At 66.8% G+C, this 18,977-nt stretch carries 12 protein-coding genes and 1 pseudogene; all 13 read left to right on the top strand.

The window, feature by feature from the left end; all coding sequences use genetic code 11:
• Positions 1-33 precede the first annotated feature (33 nt).
• The 13 genes and pseudogenes from hpaR (at position 34) to ACFLEY_RS31560 (ending at position 18,975) form a co-directional block, all read left to right on the top strand.
• The gene (gene hpaR / locus ACFLEY_RS31620) at positions 34-552 is read left to right on the top strand and encodes a homoprotocatechuate degradation operon regulator HpaR (protein WP_060911125.1); all 519 of its coding nucleotides are present in this window, start codon (positions 34-36) and stop codon (positions 550-552) included.
• A 90-nt stretch (positions 553-642) separates the two neighbouring features.
• Positions 643-870, top strand: a complete 228-nt coding sequence (locus ACFLEY_RS31615; RefSeq protein WP_011085756.1) for a hypothetical protein — start codon at positions 643-645, stop codon at positions 868-870.
• A gap of 76 nt (positions 871-946) precedes the next feature.
• Complete coding sequence (locus tag ACFLEY_RS31610) at positions 947-1,762, top strand: HpcH/HpaI aldolase/citrate lyase family protein (RefSeq protein WP_011085757.1); 816 nt, start codon at positions 947-949, stop codon at positions 1,760-1,762.
• A gap of 168 nt (positions 1,763-1,930) precedes the next feature.
• Complete coding sequence (locus tag ACFLEY_RS31605; protein WP_011085758.1) at positions 1,931-3,454, top strand: UxaA family hydrolase; 1,524 nt, start codon at positions 1,931-1,933, stop codon at positions 3,452-3,454.
• Between the two features lie 171 nt (positions 3,455-3,625).
• Positions 3,626-4,147, top strand: coding sequence for a PAS domain-containing protein (locus ACFLEY_RS31600; RefSeq protein ID WP_060911126.1), 522 nt, complete (start codon positions 3,626-3,628; stop codon positions 4,145-4,147).
• Entirely contained in the window at positions 4,125-5,429 is a 1,305-nt protein-coding gene (locus ACFLEY_RS31595) for a methyl-accepting chemotaxis protein (protein WP_028172347.1), read from the top strand. Before ACFLEY_RS31600 ends, ACFLEY_RS31595 begins: the two co-directional genes overlap by 23 nt.
• A gap of 294 nt (positions 5,430-5,723) precedes the next feature.
• Positions 5,724-8,993: a DUF2126 domain-containing protein gene (locus tag ACFLEY_RS31590; protein ID WP_060911127.1), complete on the top strand. Its 3,270-nt coding sequence runs from the start codon at positions 5,724-5,726 to the stop codon at positions 8,991-8,993.
• A 27-nt stretch (positions 8,994-9,020) separates the two neighbouring features.
• Positions 9,021-11,534, top strand: a complete 2,514-nt coding sequence (locus ACFLEY_RS31585) for a circularly permuted type 2 ATP-grasp protein (protein ID WP_060911128.1) — start codon at positions 9,021-9,023, stop codon at positions 11,532-11,534.
• A complete protein-coding gene (locus ACFLEY_RS31580) occupies positions 11,531-12,409 on the top strand; it encodes a transglutaminase family protein (protein WP_060911129.1) in 879 nt (292 codons plus the stop codon). The genes ACFLEY_RS31585 and ACFLEY_RS31580 overlap by 4 nt, the downstream gene beginning before the upstream one ends.
• Before the next feature lie 315 nt (positions 12,410-12,724).
• On the top strand, positions 12,725-13,552 hold the full coding sequence (locus ACFLEY_RS31575) for a metal-dependent phosphohydrolase (RefSeq protein ID WP_028172344.1): 828 nt from the start codon (positions 12,725-12,727) through the stop codon (positions 13,550-13,552).
• A 113-nt stretch (positions 13,553-13,665) separates the two neighbouring features.
• Positions 13,666-14,561: pseudogene (locus ACFLEY_RS31570) on the top strand (alpha/beta fold hydrolase).
• 78 nt (positions 14,562-14,639) lie between these two features.
• Positions 14,640-16,157: an FAD-dependent oxidoreductase gene (locus tag ACFLEY_RS31565; protein WP_211433395.1), complete on the top strand. Its 1,518-nt coding sequence runs from the start codon at positions 14,640-14,642 to the stop codon at positions 16,155-16,157.
• A 184-nt stretch (positions 16,158-16,341) separates the two neighbouring features.
• Positions 16,342-18,975, top strand: a complete 2,634-nt coding sequence (locus ACFLEY_RS31560) for an ATP-binding protein (RefSeq protein ID WP_396604290.1) — start codon at positions 16,342-16,344, stop codon at positions 18,973-18,975.
• The last annotated feature ends 2 nt before the right edge of the window (positions 18,976-18,977 follow it).

Genomic DNA, 18,977 nt, shown 5'->3' with positions numbered 1-18,977 from the left:
CACTGCAAACATTTTGCGGCTTGAAAGGGCGTCATGACGAAGAGACCGGCTGATCCCGCCAACGCTAGCGCGCCTGCCGCACGGCAGGTTCCGATGCGCGATTTCTCGCGCTCGCTGCCGATGTCGCTCTTGCGCGCGCGAGAGGCGGTGATGCGGCAGTTTCGTCCCTCGCTGCGCGAGCACGGCCTGACCGAGCAGCAATGGCGCATCCTGCGTGCGCTGGCGGCCATCGACGCCGCAGAGGTCACGGAACTCGCGCGCACGGCGTTTCTGCTCGGGCCGAGCCTGTCGCGCATCCTGCGCGATCTCGAGGCGCGCAATCTGATCGAGCGCAAGACTGCGAAGGCGGACCAGCGCCGCAGCATGGTCTCGATCTCGAAGGAGGGCGTGAAGCTGATGGCCTCTGTCGCGCCGACGTCGGAGGCGATCTACGCCGAGATCACCAGCCGCTTCGGCGCCCGCAAGCTCGCCGAATTGCAGGAGATGCTCGGCGAACTCGAACAGAGTCTTGCGGGGCTCGGCGCCGGCAACGCGGCAAGTGCCGAGGAGTGAGGGCCAGGGGCGCGCTGACCGGAACCGGGGCCACCTCCTGCGGCCGGCGCTTTGCCGACCGCATGCTGGCCTTCCCTGTCGATCCCCAAGGTGGTCGATACCTACCATGTGTTCGATGCAGAGGTCTTGCGCCATGTCGACTTCAAGCCGGTAGCAGGGCTCGATCAGGTGCTGATTCCCGGCGATCCCGGGCGGAAAACCCGCATCCAGCGCACCCAAAACGGCATCCCCTTGCCGGATGACACCCGGGCGGCGATAGTGAATACCGCCCGCGAGGTCGGCGTCAGCGAAGGCAGCATCCAGAGGGCGACTGCATAGGTCTTGCGTCATTGCGAGCGTAGCGCGGCGCTCCGGTTCGCGCTAACAGCGGGGCCGTGCTGTCGCGGCGCTCGTCATGGTGACGACGGCCCAAACAACAAAGAAGGAAGGCAACGTGGCGAACAAGGTCAAGGAAATCTGGAAGTCGGGCAAGGCCGTGGTCAACGCGTGGCTCGCGATTCCCTCCGGCTTCTCGGCCGAGATGATCGCGCAATGCGGCTTCGACAGCGTCACGGTCGACATGCAGCACGGCGTGCAGGACTATCTGTCGATGGTGCAGTGCTTCCAGGCCATGGACAAGCATCCGGTGACCCCGATGGTCCGCGTGCCCTGGAACGAGCCCGGCATCATCGGCAAGGTGCTCGACGGCGGCGCCTATGGCGTGATCTGCCCGATGGTCAACACGCCGCAGGAGGCCAGGAACCTCGTTTCCTATTCGAAATATCCACCGCAGGGCGTCCGCTCCAACGGCCCGATCCGCGCCGGCATGTACGGCACCGCGGGCTCCTACCAGAAGACGGCGAACGCCGACACCATTCTGCTGCCGATGATGGAGACCAAAACCGCGGTCGAGAACATGGAAGCGATCCTCGACGTCGAGGGCATCGACGGCGTCTATATCGGCCCGTCCGATCTCGGCTTCTCCTACGGTCTCGAGCCGAAGCTCGACCGCAGCGAGCCGGAGATCCTCGCGATCTACGAGAAGATCATCAAGGAGTGCGGCAAGCGGGGCCTCAACCCGGGCATCCATTGCAGCGGCGCCGAAGGCGCGGCGCGCGCCATCAACATGGGCTTCAAGCTCGTGACGCTCTCGAACGAGGTCGGCCTGATGACCACCTATGCCAAGATGCAGGTGAATGCGACCCGCAAGGATTCGGGCGGCAAGGCCTAATCTCTCGTGTCCCGGACGCGATGCGGCGCCTAGCGCCGCTTCGCAGAGCCGGGACCCAGAAGCCAGTGAAGTACATGACGTAACAACTGGGCCCCGGATCTGCAGCGCAACGCTTCGCGCTGCGCAGCGTCCGGGGCACGATACGTTGAAGACCTAAGGAGACCTCTGATGACCATCAGCCCCGCCATCCGCCTGCATCCCGATGATGGCGTGCTGATCGCGCGCGCCAGCCTGCCGCCTGGAACAGCGGTGGCCGACGGCGTGACGACGGTCGAACGCATTCCCTCCGGCCACAAGGTCGCGATCAAGCCGATCGCGGTGGGCGAGCCGATCAAGCGCTACGGCCAGATCATCGGCTTTGCCACGGTGCCGATCGCGCCCGGCCAGCACGTGCACACCCAGAATTGCGGCATGGGCGATTTCGCCAAGGACTATGCCTATTGCGCCGACGTCAAGCCGACGCCGAACTTCGACCTGCCGGCGACCTTCGAAGGCATCCGCCGCCCGGACGGCCGCGTCGCCACGCGCAACTATATCGGCATCCTCACTTCGGTGAATTGCAGCGCGCATGTCGCGAGCCTCGTCGCCGACGTCTTCAAGAAGAACCCCTTCAGCGGCGACAACCCGCTGGCCGATTTCCCCAACGTCGACGGCGTGGTCGCGCTGACGCACAAGACCGGCTGCGGCATGACGCAGAACGAGCCGCTGGCGCTGCTCCGCCGCACGCTCGGCGGCTACGCGCGCCACGTCAATTTCTCCCACGTCATCGTGCTCGGCCTCGGCTGCGAGGTGAACCAGATCGGCGGCCTGATGGAGGAGCAGAAGCTCGCCGGCCGCCTGCGCGCGATGGACATCCAGGAGGTCGGCGGCACCCGCAAGACGGTGGAGGCGGGCATCGCCTTCGTGCGCGAGGCGCTCGCCGACGCCAACAAGGTGAAGCGCGAAACGGTGCCGGCAAGCGAGCTCACCGTCGCCCTGCAATGCGGCGGCTCCGACGGCTATTCCGGAGTATCGGCCAACCCGGCGCTCGGCGCCGCCAGCGATCTCATCGTGCGCCACGGCGGCACCGTGATCCTGTCGGAGACGCCGGAGACCTACGGCGCCGAGCACCTGCTCACCCGCCGCGCCGTCAGCCGCGAGGTCGGCGAGAAGCTTGTCGATCTCATGCGCTGGTGGGATGCATACACCGAGCGCGAAGGCGCCGAGATGAACGCCAATCCGAGCCCCGGCAACAAGGCCGGCGGCCTCACCACCATCCTGGAAAAGTCGCTCGGCGCGATGGCCAAGGCCGGCACCACCAACCTCGTCGAGGTGCTGCGCTACGCCGAGCCCATCACCAAGAAGGGTTTCGTGTTCATGGACACGCCCGGCTACGATCCCGTCGCGGCGACCGGGCAGGTCGCCGGCGGCGCCAATCTGGTCTGCTTCACCACCGGCCGCGGCAGCGTGTTCGGCTGCAAGCCGGCGCCGTCGATCAAGCTCGCCACCAACACGCCCATGTACAAGCGCATGGAAGAGGACATGGACGTCAATTGCGGCACCATCCTCGAGGGCGAGGAGAGCGTCGAGCAATGCGGCCAGCGCATCTTCGAGCTCATCCTCAAGACGGCCTCGGGACAGCCGACCAAGAGCGAGAGCTTCGATTTCGGCGGCGCCGAGTTCGCGCCCTGGGTGCTGGGCGCGACGATGTAGCGGTGCTGATGCACCTCGCTGCAGGACGCGGACACCTAAGTAGTCATACGTAGGTGTCATATGACCGCAGGAGCTCCTGCGGTCACTCGGGATTAACATTTCGCACCGTAATCGTGAGGTGATGCGGGCGACTCCTTCGAGGGCGCTGCCCTTCGTGAGGAGTCGTCAACGATGACGCGTGCGATACGGCCGACTGGCGTGGAAAATCTCCTCGGTGAGGAGGAGCTGATCGTATCGAAGACCGACCTCAAGGGCCGCATCACCTACGCCAACGACATTTTCATCCGCATGGCGAAATACAGCTATGCCGAGCTGATGGGCGCCCCCCATAGCCTGATCCGCCACCCCGACATGCCGCGCTGCGTCTTCAAGCTGCTCTGGGACACGCTTCAGTCCAAGCAGGAGATCTTCGCCTACGTCGTCAATCTGGCGAAGGACGGCACTCATTACTGGGTGTTCGCCCACGTCACGCCGACGTTCGACGAGCGCGGCAATATCGTCGGCTATCACTCCAACCGTCGCAAGCCGGATCCGGCGCAGGTCGAGCGCATCAAGCCGATCTACAAGACGCTGTGCGCGGAAGAAGCGCGGCATGCCAATGCCAAGGACGGCATGCATGCGAGCTTCGATGCGATGGTCGGCCTGCTCAAGCAACAAGGTGTCGGTTACGATGAATTTGTGCTCTCTCTCTAAGGCGCAGGGAGCGACCGCGCTCGCGTGTATCCTCGCCGTCGTTGCCTTCGGACTCTCGCTTCTCGGTGTGACTGGAATCATCAGTGCGGCGCTGTCAGGCGCGACGGTCGCGCTGCTCGGCTATGCCGTCTGGTGCCAGCGTCGCACGGCGGTGGCCGTCGATGAGGTCGCGGATGTCTGCCGCAAGGCGGCGCGCGGCGATCTCGAGGCGCGCATCCTGAGCGACCGTCAGGCCGGGCGGATCGGCGCTATCCAGAAGTCGGTCAACGACATGCTCGACATCACCGACGCCTATCTGCGTGAAGCCTCGGCGTCGATGGAGTATGCCAGCCGCGGCAAGTATTTCCGCAAGATCCTGGCGCGCGGATTGCCCGGCTCGTTCCGCCGTTCGGCCGCCGTCATCAATTCCGGCACCGACAGTCTCGGCCGCAGGGTCGTCGAGATCGCGGACCTCGCACAGCAGTTCGGCACGCATCTCGACCAGGTGGCCGGCACCCTCATGGGTGCCGCGACCGATCTCGAATCCGACGCCGGCCAGATGGCGGCGGCGGCCGAGAAGACCAGCCGGCAGACCTCCGGCGTGCTCAGCGCGTCCGATCATGCCTCGCGCAACGTCGCCACCGTCGCCAGCGCAGCCGAACAGCTTGCGTCCTCGATTGCCGAGATCGGCCGTCAGGTGACCGGCTCGACCGCGAGCACCGGACGCGCCGTGAACGAAGCCAATCGCGCCGGCAGCGAGATCCGCACGCTTGCGGATGCGGCGATGCGGATCGGCGACGTCGTCAAGCTGATCAGCGAGATCGCCGAGCAGACCAACCTCCTGGCGCTCAACGCCACGATCGAGGCGGCGCGTGCGGGCGAGGCCGGTCGCGGCTTCGCGGTGGTGGCCTCCGAGGTCAAGAGCCTCGCCAACCAGACCGCGAAGGCGACCGAGGAGATCAGCGCCAAGGTCGGCGAGATGCAGCAATCGACGACCAATTCGGTCGCAGCGGTCGAGGCGATCGCGCAGACCATCGCCGAGATCGACGGGATCACCGCTTCGATCGCGACCGCGATCGAGCAGCAAGGTCTTGCCACCCGCGAGATCGCCCACAACGTCCAGGAGGCGTCGGCCGGCACCTCCCAGGTCTCCTCCAACGTGACAGGCATCAGCGAGGCCGCCGCCGACACGGGGCGGGTTGCAAGCCGCGTCAACAGCGCCTCCGAACGCGTCCATGGCGAGGTCGAGACGCTCAAGCGCGAGGTCACGCAGTTCCTGCAGCGGCTGACCTCGGCGGCGTAGCGTCACCCTACAAGAGGTCGTCATGCCCGGGCTTGTCCCGGGCATCCACGTTCGTAGGGTGGGCAAAGGCGATCTTGCGCCGTGCCCACCATCGATCCACACGACGGAAGCGGTGGGCACGCTTCGCTTTGCCCACCCTACGATACTGCCCGTGTAGCTCGGATTATGCTTCGCTCCGTCCAGGCCTACGGGGCAACGACGGATACTTCCTAGGCACGGTCTGCCCGTTGTTAGTGCTTGATCGCACTGACGTCAGGTGTTCTGCTCAAAAAAGCTGCTGGAGCACCGTACCCCGTGTCGATCTACGTCGCGTTACACCACGTCACGCACTACAAATACGACCGCCCGATCGATCTCGGCCCGCAGACCATCCGTCTGCGGCCGGCGCCGCACACGCGCACGCCGATCCTGAGCTATTCGCTCAAGGTCACGCCGGCCAACCATTTCGTGAACTGGCAGCAGGATCCGCAGGGCAACTGGCTGGCGCGCTACGTTTTTCCGGAGAAGACGACCGAGCTGAAATTCGAGGTCGATTTCACGGCGCAGATGACCGTGGTCAACCCGTTCGACTTCTTCGTCGAGCCCTATGCCGACAGCTTCCCGTTCGAATATCCCAAGGACCTGAAGACGGAGCTGGCGCCCTATCTCGAGACCGTCAAGCCGGATCGCCTGTTCGCGAAATTTCTCGACACGATCCCGCATGAAGCCCCGAACACCGTCAACTTCCTGGTCGATCTCAATCGCGAGCTTCAGAAGCACGTCCGCTACATCATCCGCATGGAGCCCGGCGTGCAGACGCCGGAGGAGACGCTCTCCTCTGGCGCCGGCTCGTGCCGCGACTCCGCCTGGCTCCTGATCCAGACGCTGCGTCATCTCGGGCTCGCCGCCCGCTTCGTCTCCGGCTACCTGATCCAGATCCGTCCCGACATCGATCCGATCGAGGGACCGCCCGAGGTCGAGAACGACTTTACCGACCTGCACGCCTGGGCCGAGGTCTACCTGCCGGGCGCGGGCTGGATCGGGTTCGACGCCACCTCCGGCATGCTGGCGGGCGAGGGGCATATCCCGGTGGCCGCCACGCCGCATTATCGCTCGGCCGCGCCGATCTCCGGCGGCGCCGGCTTTGCCGAGGTCGAGTTTGCCTTCGACATGAGCGTGAAGCGCATCCGCGAGGCGCCGCGCATCACCAAGCCGTTCTCCGACGAATCCTGGGCGCGGCTCAACGATCTCGGCGAGCAGGTCGACGGCGATCTCGCGAGCGCGGACGTGCGGCTCACGATGGGCGGCGAGCCGACCTTCGTCTCGGTCGACGATCTCGAGGCGGCGGAGTGGAACACGGAGGCCGTCGGCCCGACCAAGCGCGCGCTCGGCGACGATCTGATCCGCCGCCTGCGCACGCGCTTCGCGCCGGGCGGGCTTCTGCATTACGGCCAGGGCAAATGGTACCCGGGCGAGAGCCTGCCGCGCTGGGCCTTCGGCCTCTATTGGCGCAAGGACGGTGTGCCGATCTGGAAGAATGTTGACCTGATCGCCAAGATCGAGAATCCACGGCCGGCCCGGGCGAAGGACGCTGAGGCCTTCATGGAGGGCGCGGCGCTGCGGCTTGGGCTCGATCCCGGCTACATCATGCCGGCCTATGAAGACACCGCACTCTGGCTTCAGAAGGAGGCCGAGCTTCCCGTCAACGTCGATCCGACCGACTCCAAATTGTCCGATCCGGAGGCACGTGCGCGGATCGCGCGGGTGTTCGAGCAGGGCCTCAACACCCCGCGCGGCTTCGTGCTGCCGGTGCAGCGCTGGAACGCGCCGCCGCGCTGGCGCAGCGAGCGCTGGACGTTGCGGCGCAATCATTTGTTCCTGACGCCGGGCGATTCCCCGCTCGGCCTGCGTCTGCCGATCGGTTCGCTCGGCTACGTCCCGCCGAACCAATATCCCTACATCATCGAGCGCGACCCGATGGAGGCGCGGGGCAAGCTGCCGGTGTTCACCCTCGCGGCGCGCCCGGAAGCGCCGCCGCGGGTCGCGCCCGAGCATCTCAACACGTCGATCCCGGTGCGCACCGCGATGTCGGTCGAGGTCCGCGACGGCGTGCTCTGCGCCTTCATGCCGCCGGTCGAGCGGATCGAGGATTATCTCGAACTCGTCGCGGCGCTCGAAGCGACCGCCGAGGAGATGCAGCTCCAGGTCCATGTCGAGGGCTATCCGCCGCCGTTCGACCCGCGCATCGAGGTCATCAAGGTGACGCCCGATCCCGGCGTCATCGAGATCAACATCCAGCCGGCCAAGAGCTGGCGCGACGCGGTCGACATCACCTCCGGCCTCTATGAGGACGCGGCGAAGGTTCGCCTCGGCGTCAACCGCTTCCTGGTGGACGGCCGCCACACCGGCACCGGCGGCGGCAATCACGTCGTGGTCGGCGGCTCCTCACCTCAGGACTCGCCGTTCCTGCGCCGGCCCGATCTGCTGAAGAGTCTGGTCTTGCACTGGCAGCGGCATCCGTCTCTGTCCTACTTCTTCTCCGGCCTCTTCATCGGCCCGACCAGCCAGGCGCCGCGCATCGACGAGGCCCGGCACGACAGCATCTACGAGCTCGAGATCGCGCTCTCGCACGTGCCGCCGCCGGGCTACCAGACGCCGCTGTGGCTGGTGGACCGGCTGTTCCGGCATCTGCTCGTCGACATCACCGGCAACACCCACCGCGCCGAGATCTGCATCGACAAGCTCTATTCGCCCGATGGTCCGACGGGGCGGCTCGGCCTCGTCGAATTCCGCGCGCTCGAAATGCCGCCCGATCCGCGCATGTCGCTGGCGCAGCAGCTCCTGATCCGCGCGCTGATCGCAAAGTTCTGGCGCGAGCCGCAGGCAGGCAAGTTCGTGCGCTGGGGCACGGCGCTGCATGACCGTTTCATGCTGCCGCATTTCATCTGGGAAGACTTCCTGGACGTGCTCTCCGAGCTGAAGCAGTTCGGCTATCCGTTCGAGCCGGAATGGTATCTGGCCCAGCTCGAATTCCGCTTCCCCGCCTTCGGCCGCGTCCATCATGGCGGCGTGACGCTGGAATTGCGCCAGGCGCTGGAGCCTTGGCATGTGCTCGGCGAGGAGGGGTCGGCCGGCGGCACCGTGCGCTATGTCGACTCGTCGGTCGAGCGCCTCCAGGTCAAGGCGGAGGGTTTCGTCGAGGGCCGCCACATCGTGACCTGCAACGGCCGCCGCCTGCCGATGACCTCGACCGGTCGCTCCTCGGAGGCCGTGGCCGGCGTCCGCTTCAAGGCCTGGCAGCCGGCCTCCGGCCTGCACCCGACCATTCCGGTTCACGCGCCCCTGACCTTCGACCTGATCGACACCTGGAACGGCCGCTCGCGCGGCGGCTGCGTCTATCACGTCGCCCATCCGGGCGGGCGCAGCTACGACACGAAGCCGGTCAACACCTATGAGGCCGAGGCGCGGCGGCTGGCGCGCTTCCAGGACCATGGCCATACGCCGGGGCCGATGCAGCCGCCGCCCGAGGAACGCACAAATGAGTTTCCGCTGACCCTCGACTTGCGAACCCCGCTCCTGCAATGAGTATGAGGGTGGGGCAGGGAGAGGCGCATGGGCGAGGGCGCAGCCGAAGAGGACGACAAGGCGGGTAAGGCGCAAAGCCAGCGCCGGCTCGCGCAATGGGTCCGCGACTATAGCCGCCTGCCCGGCATTCCCGACGAGTTCCTGGGGCCCGACGGCGCCCCGCGCGCGGTCTGGAGCCGCTTCTTCGATGCCTTCGGCGCGCTTGCGCCCGACGAGATCGAGCGGCGGTTCGGCATGGCCGACCGCCACCTCCGCGAGGCCGGCGTCACCTACCGCGCCCCCGGCGACAGTGCCGACCGGCCGTGGTCGCTCAGCCATCTGCCGCTGCTTATCGACGAGGCCGACTGGAAGCAGCTTTGCGACGGCATCACCCAGCGCGCCGAGCTGCTCGAGCTCGTGCTGCGCGACATCTATGGCGAGGGCCGGCTGGTCGCGGAAGGCGCGCTGCCGGCGGCCGCGATCGCCGGCAGTCCCGAATATCTCCGTCCCGTCTGCGGCGTGCCGCCGCCGGGCGGGCGCTATCTCTCGCTCTACGCCGCCGATGTCGGCCGCGGGCCCGACGGTCGCTGGTGGGTGCTCGGCGATCGCACGCAGGCGCCCTCAGGCGCGGGCTATGCGCTGGAGAACCGCCTGGTGCTCTCGCGCGCCTTCTCTGATCTCTACAAGTCGATGAACGTGCCGCGCGTCGCGCCGTTCTTCGAGGCGTTTCGCGACAGTCTTCGCGCACGCGCCGACCGTGACGAGCCCAGGATCGGCGTGCTCACGCCCGGCAGCTTCAGCGAGACTTATTTCGAGCACGCGACGCTGGCGCGCTATCTCGGCTTCCTCCTGGTCGAGGGCGACGATCTCGCAGTCAGCGACAACCGCGTCCACATCCGCACCGTCGCCGGCCTGAAGCGGCTCGACGTGCTGCTCCGCCGCGTCGATTCCAACTCGCTCGATCCGCTCGAGCTCGATGCGTCTTCGCGGCTGGGGGTGCCCGGCCTGATCGACGTGCTGCGCAAGGACGGCGTCGTCGTCGCCAACATGCCGGGCTCCGGCGTGCTGGAGGCGCGGGCGCTGCTCGGCTTCCTGCCGGCGCTCAGCCGCCGCCTGCTCGGCGAAGAGCTGAAGATGCCGCACATCGCGACCTGGTGGTGCGGCCAGCGCATCGCGCGCGACGAGGTGTTGTCGCGGCTCGACGAGGTCGCGATCGAGGGCGCCTACCGCCGCGGCGTTCCCGGCTTCGACAGCAACGGTCCGGTGCTGGCGAGCGAGCTCGACGCCGCCGGACGCCAGCGCCTGATCGACGCCATCGGCGCACGCGGCATGGACTATGTCGGCCAGGAGGTGGTGCGGCTCTCGACCATGCCGGTGTGGGAGCAGGGCCAGATCACGCCGCGCCCCTTCGTGCTGCGCGTGTTCGCAGCCGCCACGCCGTACGGCTGGGCCATCATGCCCGGCGGCTTCTGCCGCATCGCCGAGCAGGCCGATGCGCGCGCGGTGTCGATGGGCGACGGCGCCCGCGCCGCCGACGTCTGGGTCGTCTCGGGCAAGCAGGTCTCGACCGCGACGCTGCTGCCCGCGACCGACAAGGTGCGGATCCGCCGCATCGCCGGCGTGCTGCCGAGCCGCGCCGCCGACAATCTGTTCTGGCTCGGCCGCTATCTCGAGCGCGCCGAGGCGACCCTGCGGCTGGTGCGCGCGCTGGGCTCGCCGAGCGGGCCCAACAAGGGCACCGCGGCCTCGCTGCAATCGGCCGAACGCATCCAGCGCCTGCTGGTGGCCTGGGGCGCGATCTCGCAGACCTCGCGCGCGGCCCCCGGGCGGATCGCCGCCGAGGCGTTGCAGAGCGCGGAGCGCTTCGGCTCGGCCTTGTCGCTGGTGCGCGCGGCGCAGCGCACCGCGACCTCCCTGCGCGAGCGGCTGTCGCCCGATGCCTGGCAGGTCATCACCGAGATGGCTGAGCGCCTCGCCTACGAGGTCGAGGACGACGACAGCGTGCTGAGCGCGGCCGAGCTGACCTTGCAGGAACTGGCGAGCTTTGCCGGCCTTGCGCAGGAGAACATGAACCGCGCCGCCGGCTGGCGCTTCCTCGACATCGGCCGCCGCACCGAGCGCGCCATCAACACGGCGCGATTCGCGCGCCAGTTCGCCTATGACGAGGCCGGCGACGAGGATCTCGACATCCTGCTGACGCTGGTGGATTCCCAGATCACCTACCGCTCGCGCTATCTGCTGGCGCCGATCCTGGCGCCGGTGCGCGACCTCGCGGTGCTCGACGGCTTCAACCCGCGTTCGGTCGCGTTCCAGGTGGCGACGCTGAACGAGCACATCGCGGCGCTGCCGAGCCTGAAGGAGCACGGCCTGATCGAGCAGCCGCAACGGCTCGCGGTGGCGGTGCAGGCGATGCTGGCGACGGCCGAGGCCGAGAAGCTCGAGGTCAAGACGCTGTTCTCGCTGGAGCAGGATCTGCTCAGCCTCGCCGAGGCGATCGGGCTGCACTACTTCCCGCATGGCCCCAATGCCAGCCGGCCGGAAAAGCTGACGGGGGTGGGGTGATCTACGACATCCGTCACGTCACCACCTACGAATACGAGAGTCCGGTCAGCTTCGCCCGCTGCACGCTGCGGCTGGAGCCGAAGAGCGGCAGCGGCCAGGAGCTGATCTCGCACCAGGTCGAGATCCGTCCGCGCCCGTCCGAGCGCAATATCCGCCGCGACTTCTTCGGCACGCTGACCGAGAGCGTGGTGATCGAAGCCGCGCATCGCAATTTGCGCATCGACTCGCGCTCGCGCGTCGCCGTCTCGCGCCAGCCGCCGGCGCGCGATGCTGTCAGCCCGGCCTGGGAGAGCATCCGCGACATCGCATTCGAGGCAACCAGCCTCGGGCCGTCATCCCCGGTCGGCTACGTCTTTGCGAGTCCGCTGGTGCCGGTGCTGCGTCCGGTCAGCGCCTATGCGGCGGAGAGCTTTCCACCCGGCGAGGGCATCCTCAAAGGGGCGGTCGATCTCATGCACCGCATCCGCAACCAGTTTCGCTACGATCCCAAGGCGACGGTGATCTCGACGCCGCTCAACGAGGTCTTCGACAAGCGGCACGGCGTCTGCCAGGACTTTGCCCATGTGATGATCGCAGGGCTGCGCGGGCTCGGCCTGCCGGCGGCCTATGTCAGCGGCTATTTGCGCACCATCCCGCCGCCGGGTCAGCCGCGGCTGCAAGGCGCCGACGCCACCCACGCCTGGGTGTCGCTGTGGTGCGGGACGGAGCTGGGCTGGGTCGATTTCGATCCGACCAACGATCTTCTGGTCGCTGGCGACCATATCGTGCTCGCGGTCGCGCGCGACTTCTCCGACGTCTCCCCGGCCGATGGCATTATCGTCGGTTCGCCGAAGCAGAAGCTCGGCGTCGCCGTCGACGTGCTGCTGGTGGAATGACTGCGGGTCTCCGCCGTCCAGGACGATGCCGGCGCATGCGCCAGGCGGCGGCCCGTTCCCGTGGTCTCTTGTCAACATCCGATAAAGCGAATTTGATTTGTGTTGGGCGGCCGCAGTCCTGCCGGGCCCGCCCCGGGTGTATCGCGCCGTGACCGCAAACGCGATGTCGCAGCGCGCAACGCAACATATTTCCGTATTTTTGTTCCGGGATTTGGTCACCCGGCAAAAGATGGGCTATGCTGGCCTTTGCGTCGAGGACATGAATGAGACGTGGGGAGTTGGCGTGGAACACCACCGACAAGCGGGGCTGCATCCATGATCACGTTACCGAGGCTGGCGGCCGAATCCCTGGAGAAGTTGCTCGGTACGTTCATGCGTCGCCGGTACGACGAGACTTCTGCAAGTATCGTCGAGAGCGCGACCCGCACCGCGATGGAATGCATCGGCAATAGCGATGCGCTCTATCACAATATCGAGCATACGATGCTGGTGACGCTGGCCGGCCATTCCATCCTCAGTGGCCGAAGTCTTCATACGCATCTGTCGGCCGCGGATTACGTCCATATCCTGATCGCCTGCCTTGCCCACGACATCGGCTATGTGCGCGGCCTGTTCGAGGAGGATGACGTCGATGGCTTCGTGATCGATGCGGCCGACACCAAGATTTGTTTGCCGCGCGGCGCATCGGATGCCAGCTTGATGATGTATCACGTCGATCGGTCGAAGCTTTACGTGACGCGGCGGCTGCGACATATTCCGGGACTCGATCCGGAACGCATTGCCCGCGCCATCGAGGGCACGCGGTTTCCGGCCCGGGAAGGCCAGGACTATGACGACGAGGCCTCGATCCTGCGCGCCGCCGACTTCATCGGCCAGCTCGGCGATCCCAACTATTTGCGCAAGGCCAACGCGCTCTATTACGAGTTCGAGGAGGTCGGCATGAACCGACAACTCGGCTACGACTCGCCCGCCGACATCGTGAACCGCTATCCACAGTTCTATTGGAACAGCGTCGCACCGCATATCCAGACCGAGATCGGCTACCTCAACAAGACCGAGATCGGCCGGCAGTGGATCGCCAACCTCTACAGCAACGTGTTCCGCGCCGAACGCGACATCTCGCTGTCGGGCCCGCAGAAATAGCCCCGTTGTAGCCTGGATGGAGCGCAGCGACATCCGGGATTCGCGGATGCAGGTGTCCCCGGATTGCGCTGCGCCCCATCCGGGCTACGAAGTCCCAAATCCGTAAGCAAATCATGCAACAAAAGACCATCACTACGGATGTCCTCGACATCGCCTATCTCGAATACGGCGCGCCAGACGGCTGGCCCTGCATCATGGGCCACGGCTTCCCCTACGACGTGAATGCCTATGCCGAGACTGCGCCGATCATCGCGCAGGCCGGCGCGCGGGTGCTGGTGCCCTGGCTGCGCGGCTACGGGCCGACGCGGTTTCGTTTCCCGGAAACGCTGCGCTCCGGCGAGCAGGCGGCGCTGGGCGCCGATCTTCTGGCCTTCATGGATGCGCTTCGCATCGAACGCGCGGTCGTCGGCGGCTATGACTGGGGCGGCCGCGCGGCCTGCGTGGTTGCGGCGTTGCACCCCGCGCGCGTTGTCGGGCTCGTCTCCGGCAATTCCTACAACATCCAGGACATCGCCCACGCCATGGAGCCCGCGGCACCGGCGCATGAGGCGGCGCTCTGGTATCAATATCTCTTCCACAACGAGCGCGGCCGCCGCGCGCTGGAGCGCAACCGGCGCGGCTTCGCCCGCCAGCTCTGGTCGATGTGGTCGCCGACATGGGCCTTCGACGATGCGACGTTCGAGCGGAGCGCAACCTCGTTCGACAATCCCGATTTCGTCGAGGTCGTGATCCACTCCTACCGCCACCGTTACGCGCTGGTCGCGGGCGATCCCGCCTATGCCGGGATCGAGGAAAAGCTTGCGGCACAGCCGCCGATCCGCGTCCCGACGATCGCAATCGACGGCGACAGCGACGGCGTCGATACCGGCACCGCCCATCACGCGCGCAAGTTCGAGGGCTTTTTCGAGCGGCGCGTGTTCGCAGGCGCCGGTCATAACCTGCGCAGGAGCGGCCGGCCGAATGGGCGCAGGCCGTGGCCGACGTGCGCAAGGCGGTTGCCGGGTCCTGATTTTAGCGATCGCGGGAACTTTTCGCCGGTCCCGCCGTCCAATCCTGAGCTGCGCGTTGAGTTGCGAGGGAGATGACCATGAGCGAGGAAAGCAAGCCCAGCGGACCGGATCTGACCGAAGGCGTGGCGCTCACCGCGTTCAGGGACGGCAAGCTGCTCGGCCATGTCGGCGCGGAAGATGTGCTGCTGGTCCAGGCGGGCGGCGAGGTCTTCGCGATCGAACCCGCCTGCAGCCATTATCACGGCCCGCTCGCCGAAGGCCTGGTAGTGGACGACACCATCCGCTGTCCCTGGCATCACGCCTGTTTCTCCTTGCGATCGGGCGAGGCGACGCGCCCGCCGGCCTTGAGCGCGCTGGCCGTATGGGAGGTGACGCGGGACCAGGACAGGATCATCGTTCAGCGCAAGCGTGAGGCACCGAAGCCGACGGCCCGCAGCGCGCCGGCGCCCGAGAAATTCGTCATCGTCGGCGGCGGCGCGGCCGGCTTCGCGGCGGCCGAGATGCTCCGGCGCGAGGGCTTTGCCGGCGCCATCACCATGCTCAGCGATGACGGCGCCATGCCGGTCGACCGGCCGAACCTCTCCAAGGACTATCTTGCCGGCAACGCACCGGAGGATTGGCCGCCGCTGCGGGGCGAGGACTATTATCGGGACGCGGGCATCGATCTCAGGCTGAACACGAATGTCTCCGCGATCGATGCGAAGACACGCAGCGTCACGCTGGGCAATGGCGACAGACTGCCGTTCGACCGGCTGCTGCTCGCGACCGGCGCCGAGCCGGTCAAATTGCAGATTCCCGGTGCCGACCAGCCCCATGTCCACACCTTGCGGTCTGTCGCCGACAGCCGGGCCATCATCAAGGCCACGGGCAGCGCGAGGCGCGTGCTGGTGATCGGCGCCAGCTTCATTGGCCTCGAAGTCGCGGCCTCGTTGCGGGCACGCAAGCTGGAGGTCCATGTGGTCGCTCCGGAGGAGCGGCCGATGCAGCGCGTGCTCGGACCGGAGATGGGCGATTTCGTTCGCGCGCTCCATGAAGAGAATGGCGTCAACTTCCACCTCGGGGACACTGTGGAGAGGCTCGACGGTACGCGCGCGACGCTGAAGAGCGGCGGCGTCATCGAGGCCGACCTCGTCGTGGTCGGCATCGGCGTCAAGCCGCGCCTTGCGCTGGCCGAGAAGGCGGGGCTTGCGGCGGATCGCGGTGTCAGCGTGAGCGAATATCTCGAAACCAGCATCGCCGGCATCTTTGCGGCTGGCGACATCGCGCGCTGGCCCGATCCGCATTCGCGGCAAACCATCCGCGTCGAGCACTGGGTGGTCGCGGAGCGGCAGGGCCAGACCGCGGCGCGCAACATGCTGGGCCGGCGCGAACGCTTCGATGCCGTGCCGTTCTTCTGGAGCCAGCACTACGATGTGCCGATCAACTATGTCGGCCACGCCGAGAGTTTTGACGACATCGTGATCGACGGCAGCATTGCCGGCATGGACTGTCTGCTGAAGTACCGCAAGGCCGGCCGCGTGCTTGCGGTCGCCTCGATTTACCGCGATCTCGACAGCCTCAAGGCCGAGCTCGACATGGAGCGGCGGGGCCTGTGAGCCGCCGCCGTCGCTCCGGCGGTGCCCCCGGCGCGCCAATTCACCTGCCGGATCGTCGCAGGCGAGCAGCCGCGGCTCTGCCGCTTCCCTCGCGGTTGCTGCACGTATAGATTGCATACGCTGCAAAAAGGGCGGAAACATCGCTGACGTTCGATTCGAGCCGTCCCTTCTCAAAGATAGCGATATGGACAGCGGGGCCAGCACTGCAAATCGATCGCTCAGTGTCGCGGGCGTCCTGATCGCCTTTGGCATTGGCAGCGTGTTTCTGCTCGGCGCCGGACGACAGAACTATCCGGAACTCCACACCATTCTCGACACCAGCATCACCCTCATCACGGGGCTGCTGGCATTGCTGCTCTGGGATATGGGCGCGCGCATCGAACAGCCGCTGTCCAAGCGGCTCGCGATCGCCTTCGGCGCGACCTTCGTCCTGGAGTTCCTCCACGTGCTGGTGATCGTGGAATGGTCGGGGTCGCTGGCGTTCGTCATGCAGCTGCGGGAATTTCTCCGGCCGGCGACATGGCCGCCGGCGGCCCACATCCTCGCGATCGGAATTCTCGCCGCGATCTGGTCGGCGCGGCGGGATCGGGTCGGGATGCCGGCCTTTGCACTGTTCATGGCCGTCGTCGCCGTGCTGCTGATTGCGATCTTCCAGCGCCTTCCGCCATATCGCCCGCCGGGCCTGCTCGATATCACCCGTCCGGTGTTGATCGTGGCGCCGCTGTTGTGGGCAATCACCTGCGTTCTGTGCTGGCGGCTGCGAGCGACCGACCGCATCTTCGGGCCGCTGGCCCTGATGGGCGCGGTCGTTCTGCTCGGCCACGTCGCGATGCTCTACTCGCAGGCACCGCACGACACTGAGGCGATGGTCGCTCACCTCGGCAAGGTCGCCGGGCGCCTCGTCCTGCTGCTCTCGATGATGCGGATGGCCTCGTCGGACATGCTGGAGCGGATGCGGGCGGAAGCCCAGCTCGCGCGCTTGAACGAGGAGCTGGAAGTGCGTGTCGAGGAGCGGACCGCACAGCTTGCAGCGTCCAATCTTGCGCTGGAATCCGAAATTCTCGTGCGCAGGCACGCGGAGCAGAAGGCCCAGGCGCAACTCGCCCGATTGAGCCTGCTGCACCAGATCACTCGCGCGATCGGCGAGCGGCAGGATCTCAACAGCATTTTCCAGGTGGTGGTTCGCAGTCTCGAAGACCAGTTGCCGGTGGATTTCGGCTGCCTGTGCTTTCACGACGCGGTCGATCACGTGCTGACGGTGGAATGCGTCGGGATCAAGAGCGGTGCGCTGGCCATGGAGCTAGCGATGCCCGAACGGTCGCGGATCGACATCGACGAGAACGGCCTTTCGCGTTGCGTGATGGGTCAGCTCGTCTATGAGCCTGACATCACGCGGTCGTCCTTTCCGTTCCCGGTCCGACTCGCGCGGGGCGGGCTGCGCGCGATGGTGCTGGCCCCGCTCCAGGTGGAGAGCCGGGTGTTCGGCGTCCTCGTCGCGGCGCGGAAGGAGCGGGACAGCTTCAGCAGCGGCGAATGCGAGTTCCTGCGGCAATTGAGCGAGCACGTCGCGCTCGCCGCCCATCAGGCGCAGCTCCATGGCGCCCTGCAACAGGCCTACGAGGATCTGCGGCAGACCCAGCAGGCCGTGATGCAGCAGGAGCGGCTGCGCGCCCTTGGGCAGATGGCGAGCGGCATTGCCCATGACATCAACAATGCGCTCTCGCCGGTGTCGCTCTACACCCAATCGCTGCTGGAACGGGAGCCGGGCCTGAGTGCGCGCACGCGCGATTATCTGGAGACGATCCAGCGGGCGGTCGAGGACGTGGCTTATACCGTGGCGCGCATGCGCGAGTTCTACCGCCAGCGAGAGCCGCAACTGACGCTGATGCCGGTTCATCTCAACCAGCTCGTGCAGCAGGTCGTCGACCTCACGCGGGCGCGGTGGAGCGACATGCCGCAGCTTCGCGGAACCGTGATCGCGCTGCGCACCGAGCTCGCGGAGCAATTGCCTGCGATCTCCGGCATCGAGAGCGAAATCCGCGAAGCGTTGATCAATCTCATCTTCAATGCCGTCGATGCGGTGCCCGGCGGCGGCACGCTGACGCTGCGCACCAGGCTTGCCGGCGGCGCGGACGGGCACGGCCAGGTGCGGGTCGAGGTCGGTAACGACGGGCTGGGCATGGACGAGGAGACCCGCCGGCGCTGCCTCGAACCGTTCTTCACGACCAAGGGGGAGCGCGGAACCGGATTGGGCCTCGCGATGGTCTACGGCGTCCTGCGGCGGCACAACGGCGAGATCGAGATCGACAGCGCCGTCGGTCGCGGCACCATTGTGTCGTTGAATTTTCCGGTCCCGCAGGCGGCGCCGGCCACGCCGTCGCAGGACAGGCTCGATTCCGCGAGGCTCTCCCGGCTGCGGCTGCTGCTGGTCGACGACGATCCGCTCCTGCTGAAATCATTGTGCAATACGCTGGAGGCGGAGGGGCACGTCGTGACGACGGCCAATGACGGCGTCGCGGGCATCGCCGCGTTCCGCGCCGCCTCCGCGCGCGGCGAGACCTTCGCCGCCGTGATCACCGATCTCGGCATGCCTGATGTCGACGGCCGCAAGGTGGCGAGCGCGATCAAGGCCGCGTCGCCCGCCACGCCCGTGATCATGCTGACCGGATGGGGCAAGCGCCTGATGTCCGAGGATGACATGCCGGCCCATGTCGACTGCCTCCTGAGCAAGCCGCCGAAGCTTCGCGAATTGAGGGAAACGCTGGCGCAATGCTGCGAGCCCGGCCGCGCACAGGGTGCGATAGAGGTGAGCGAATAGGA

Source organism: Bradyrhizobium sp. YCK136, from assembly GCF_044570075.1.
Classification (GTDB): Bacteria; Pseudomonadota; Alphaproteobacteria; order Rhizobiales; family Xanthobacteraceae; genus Bradyrhizobium; species Bradyrhizobium diazoefficiens.
The sequence above is the reverse complement of the archived record's forward strand: the minus strand, read 5'-3'. Positions and strand labels throughout refer to the sequence as shown.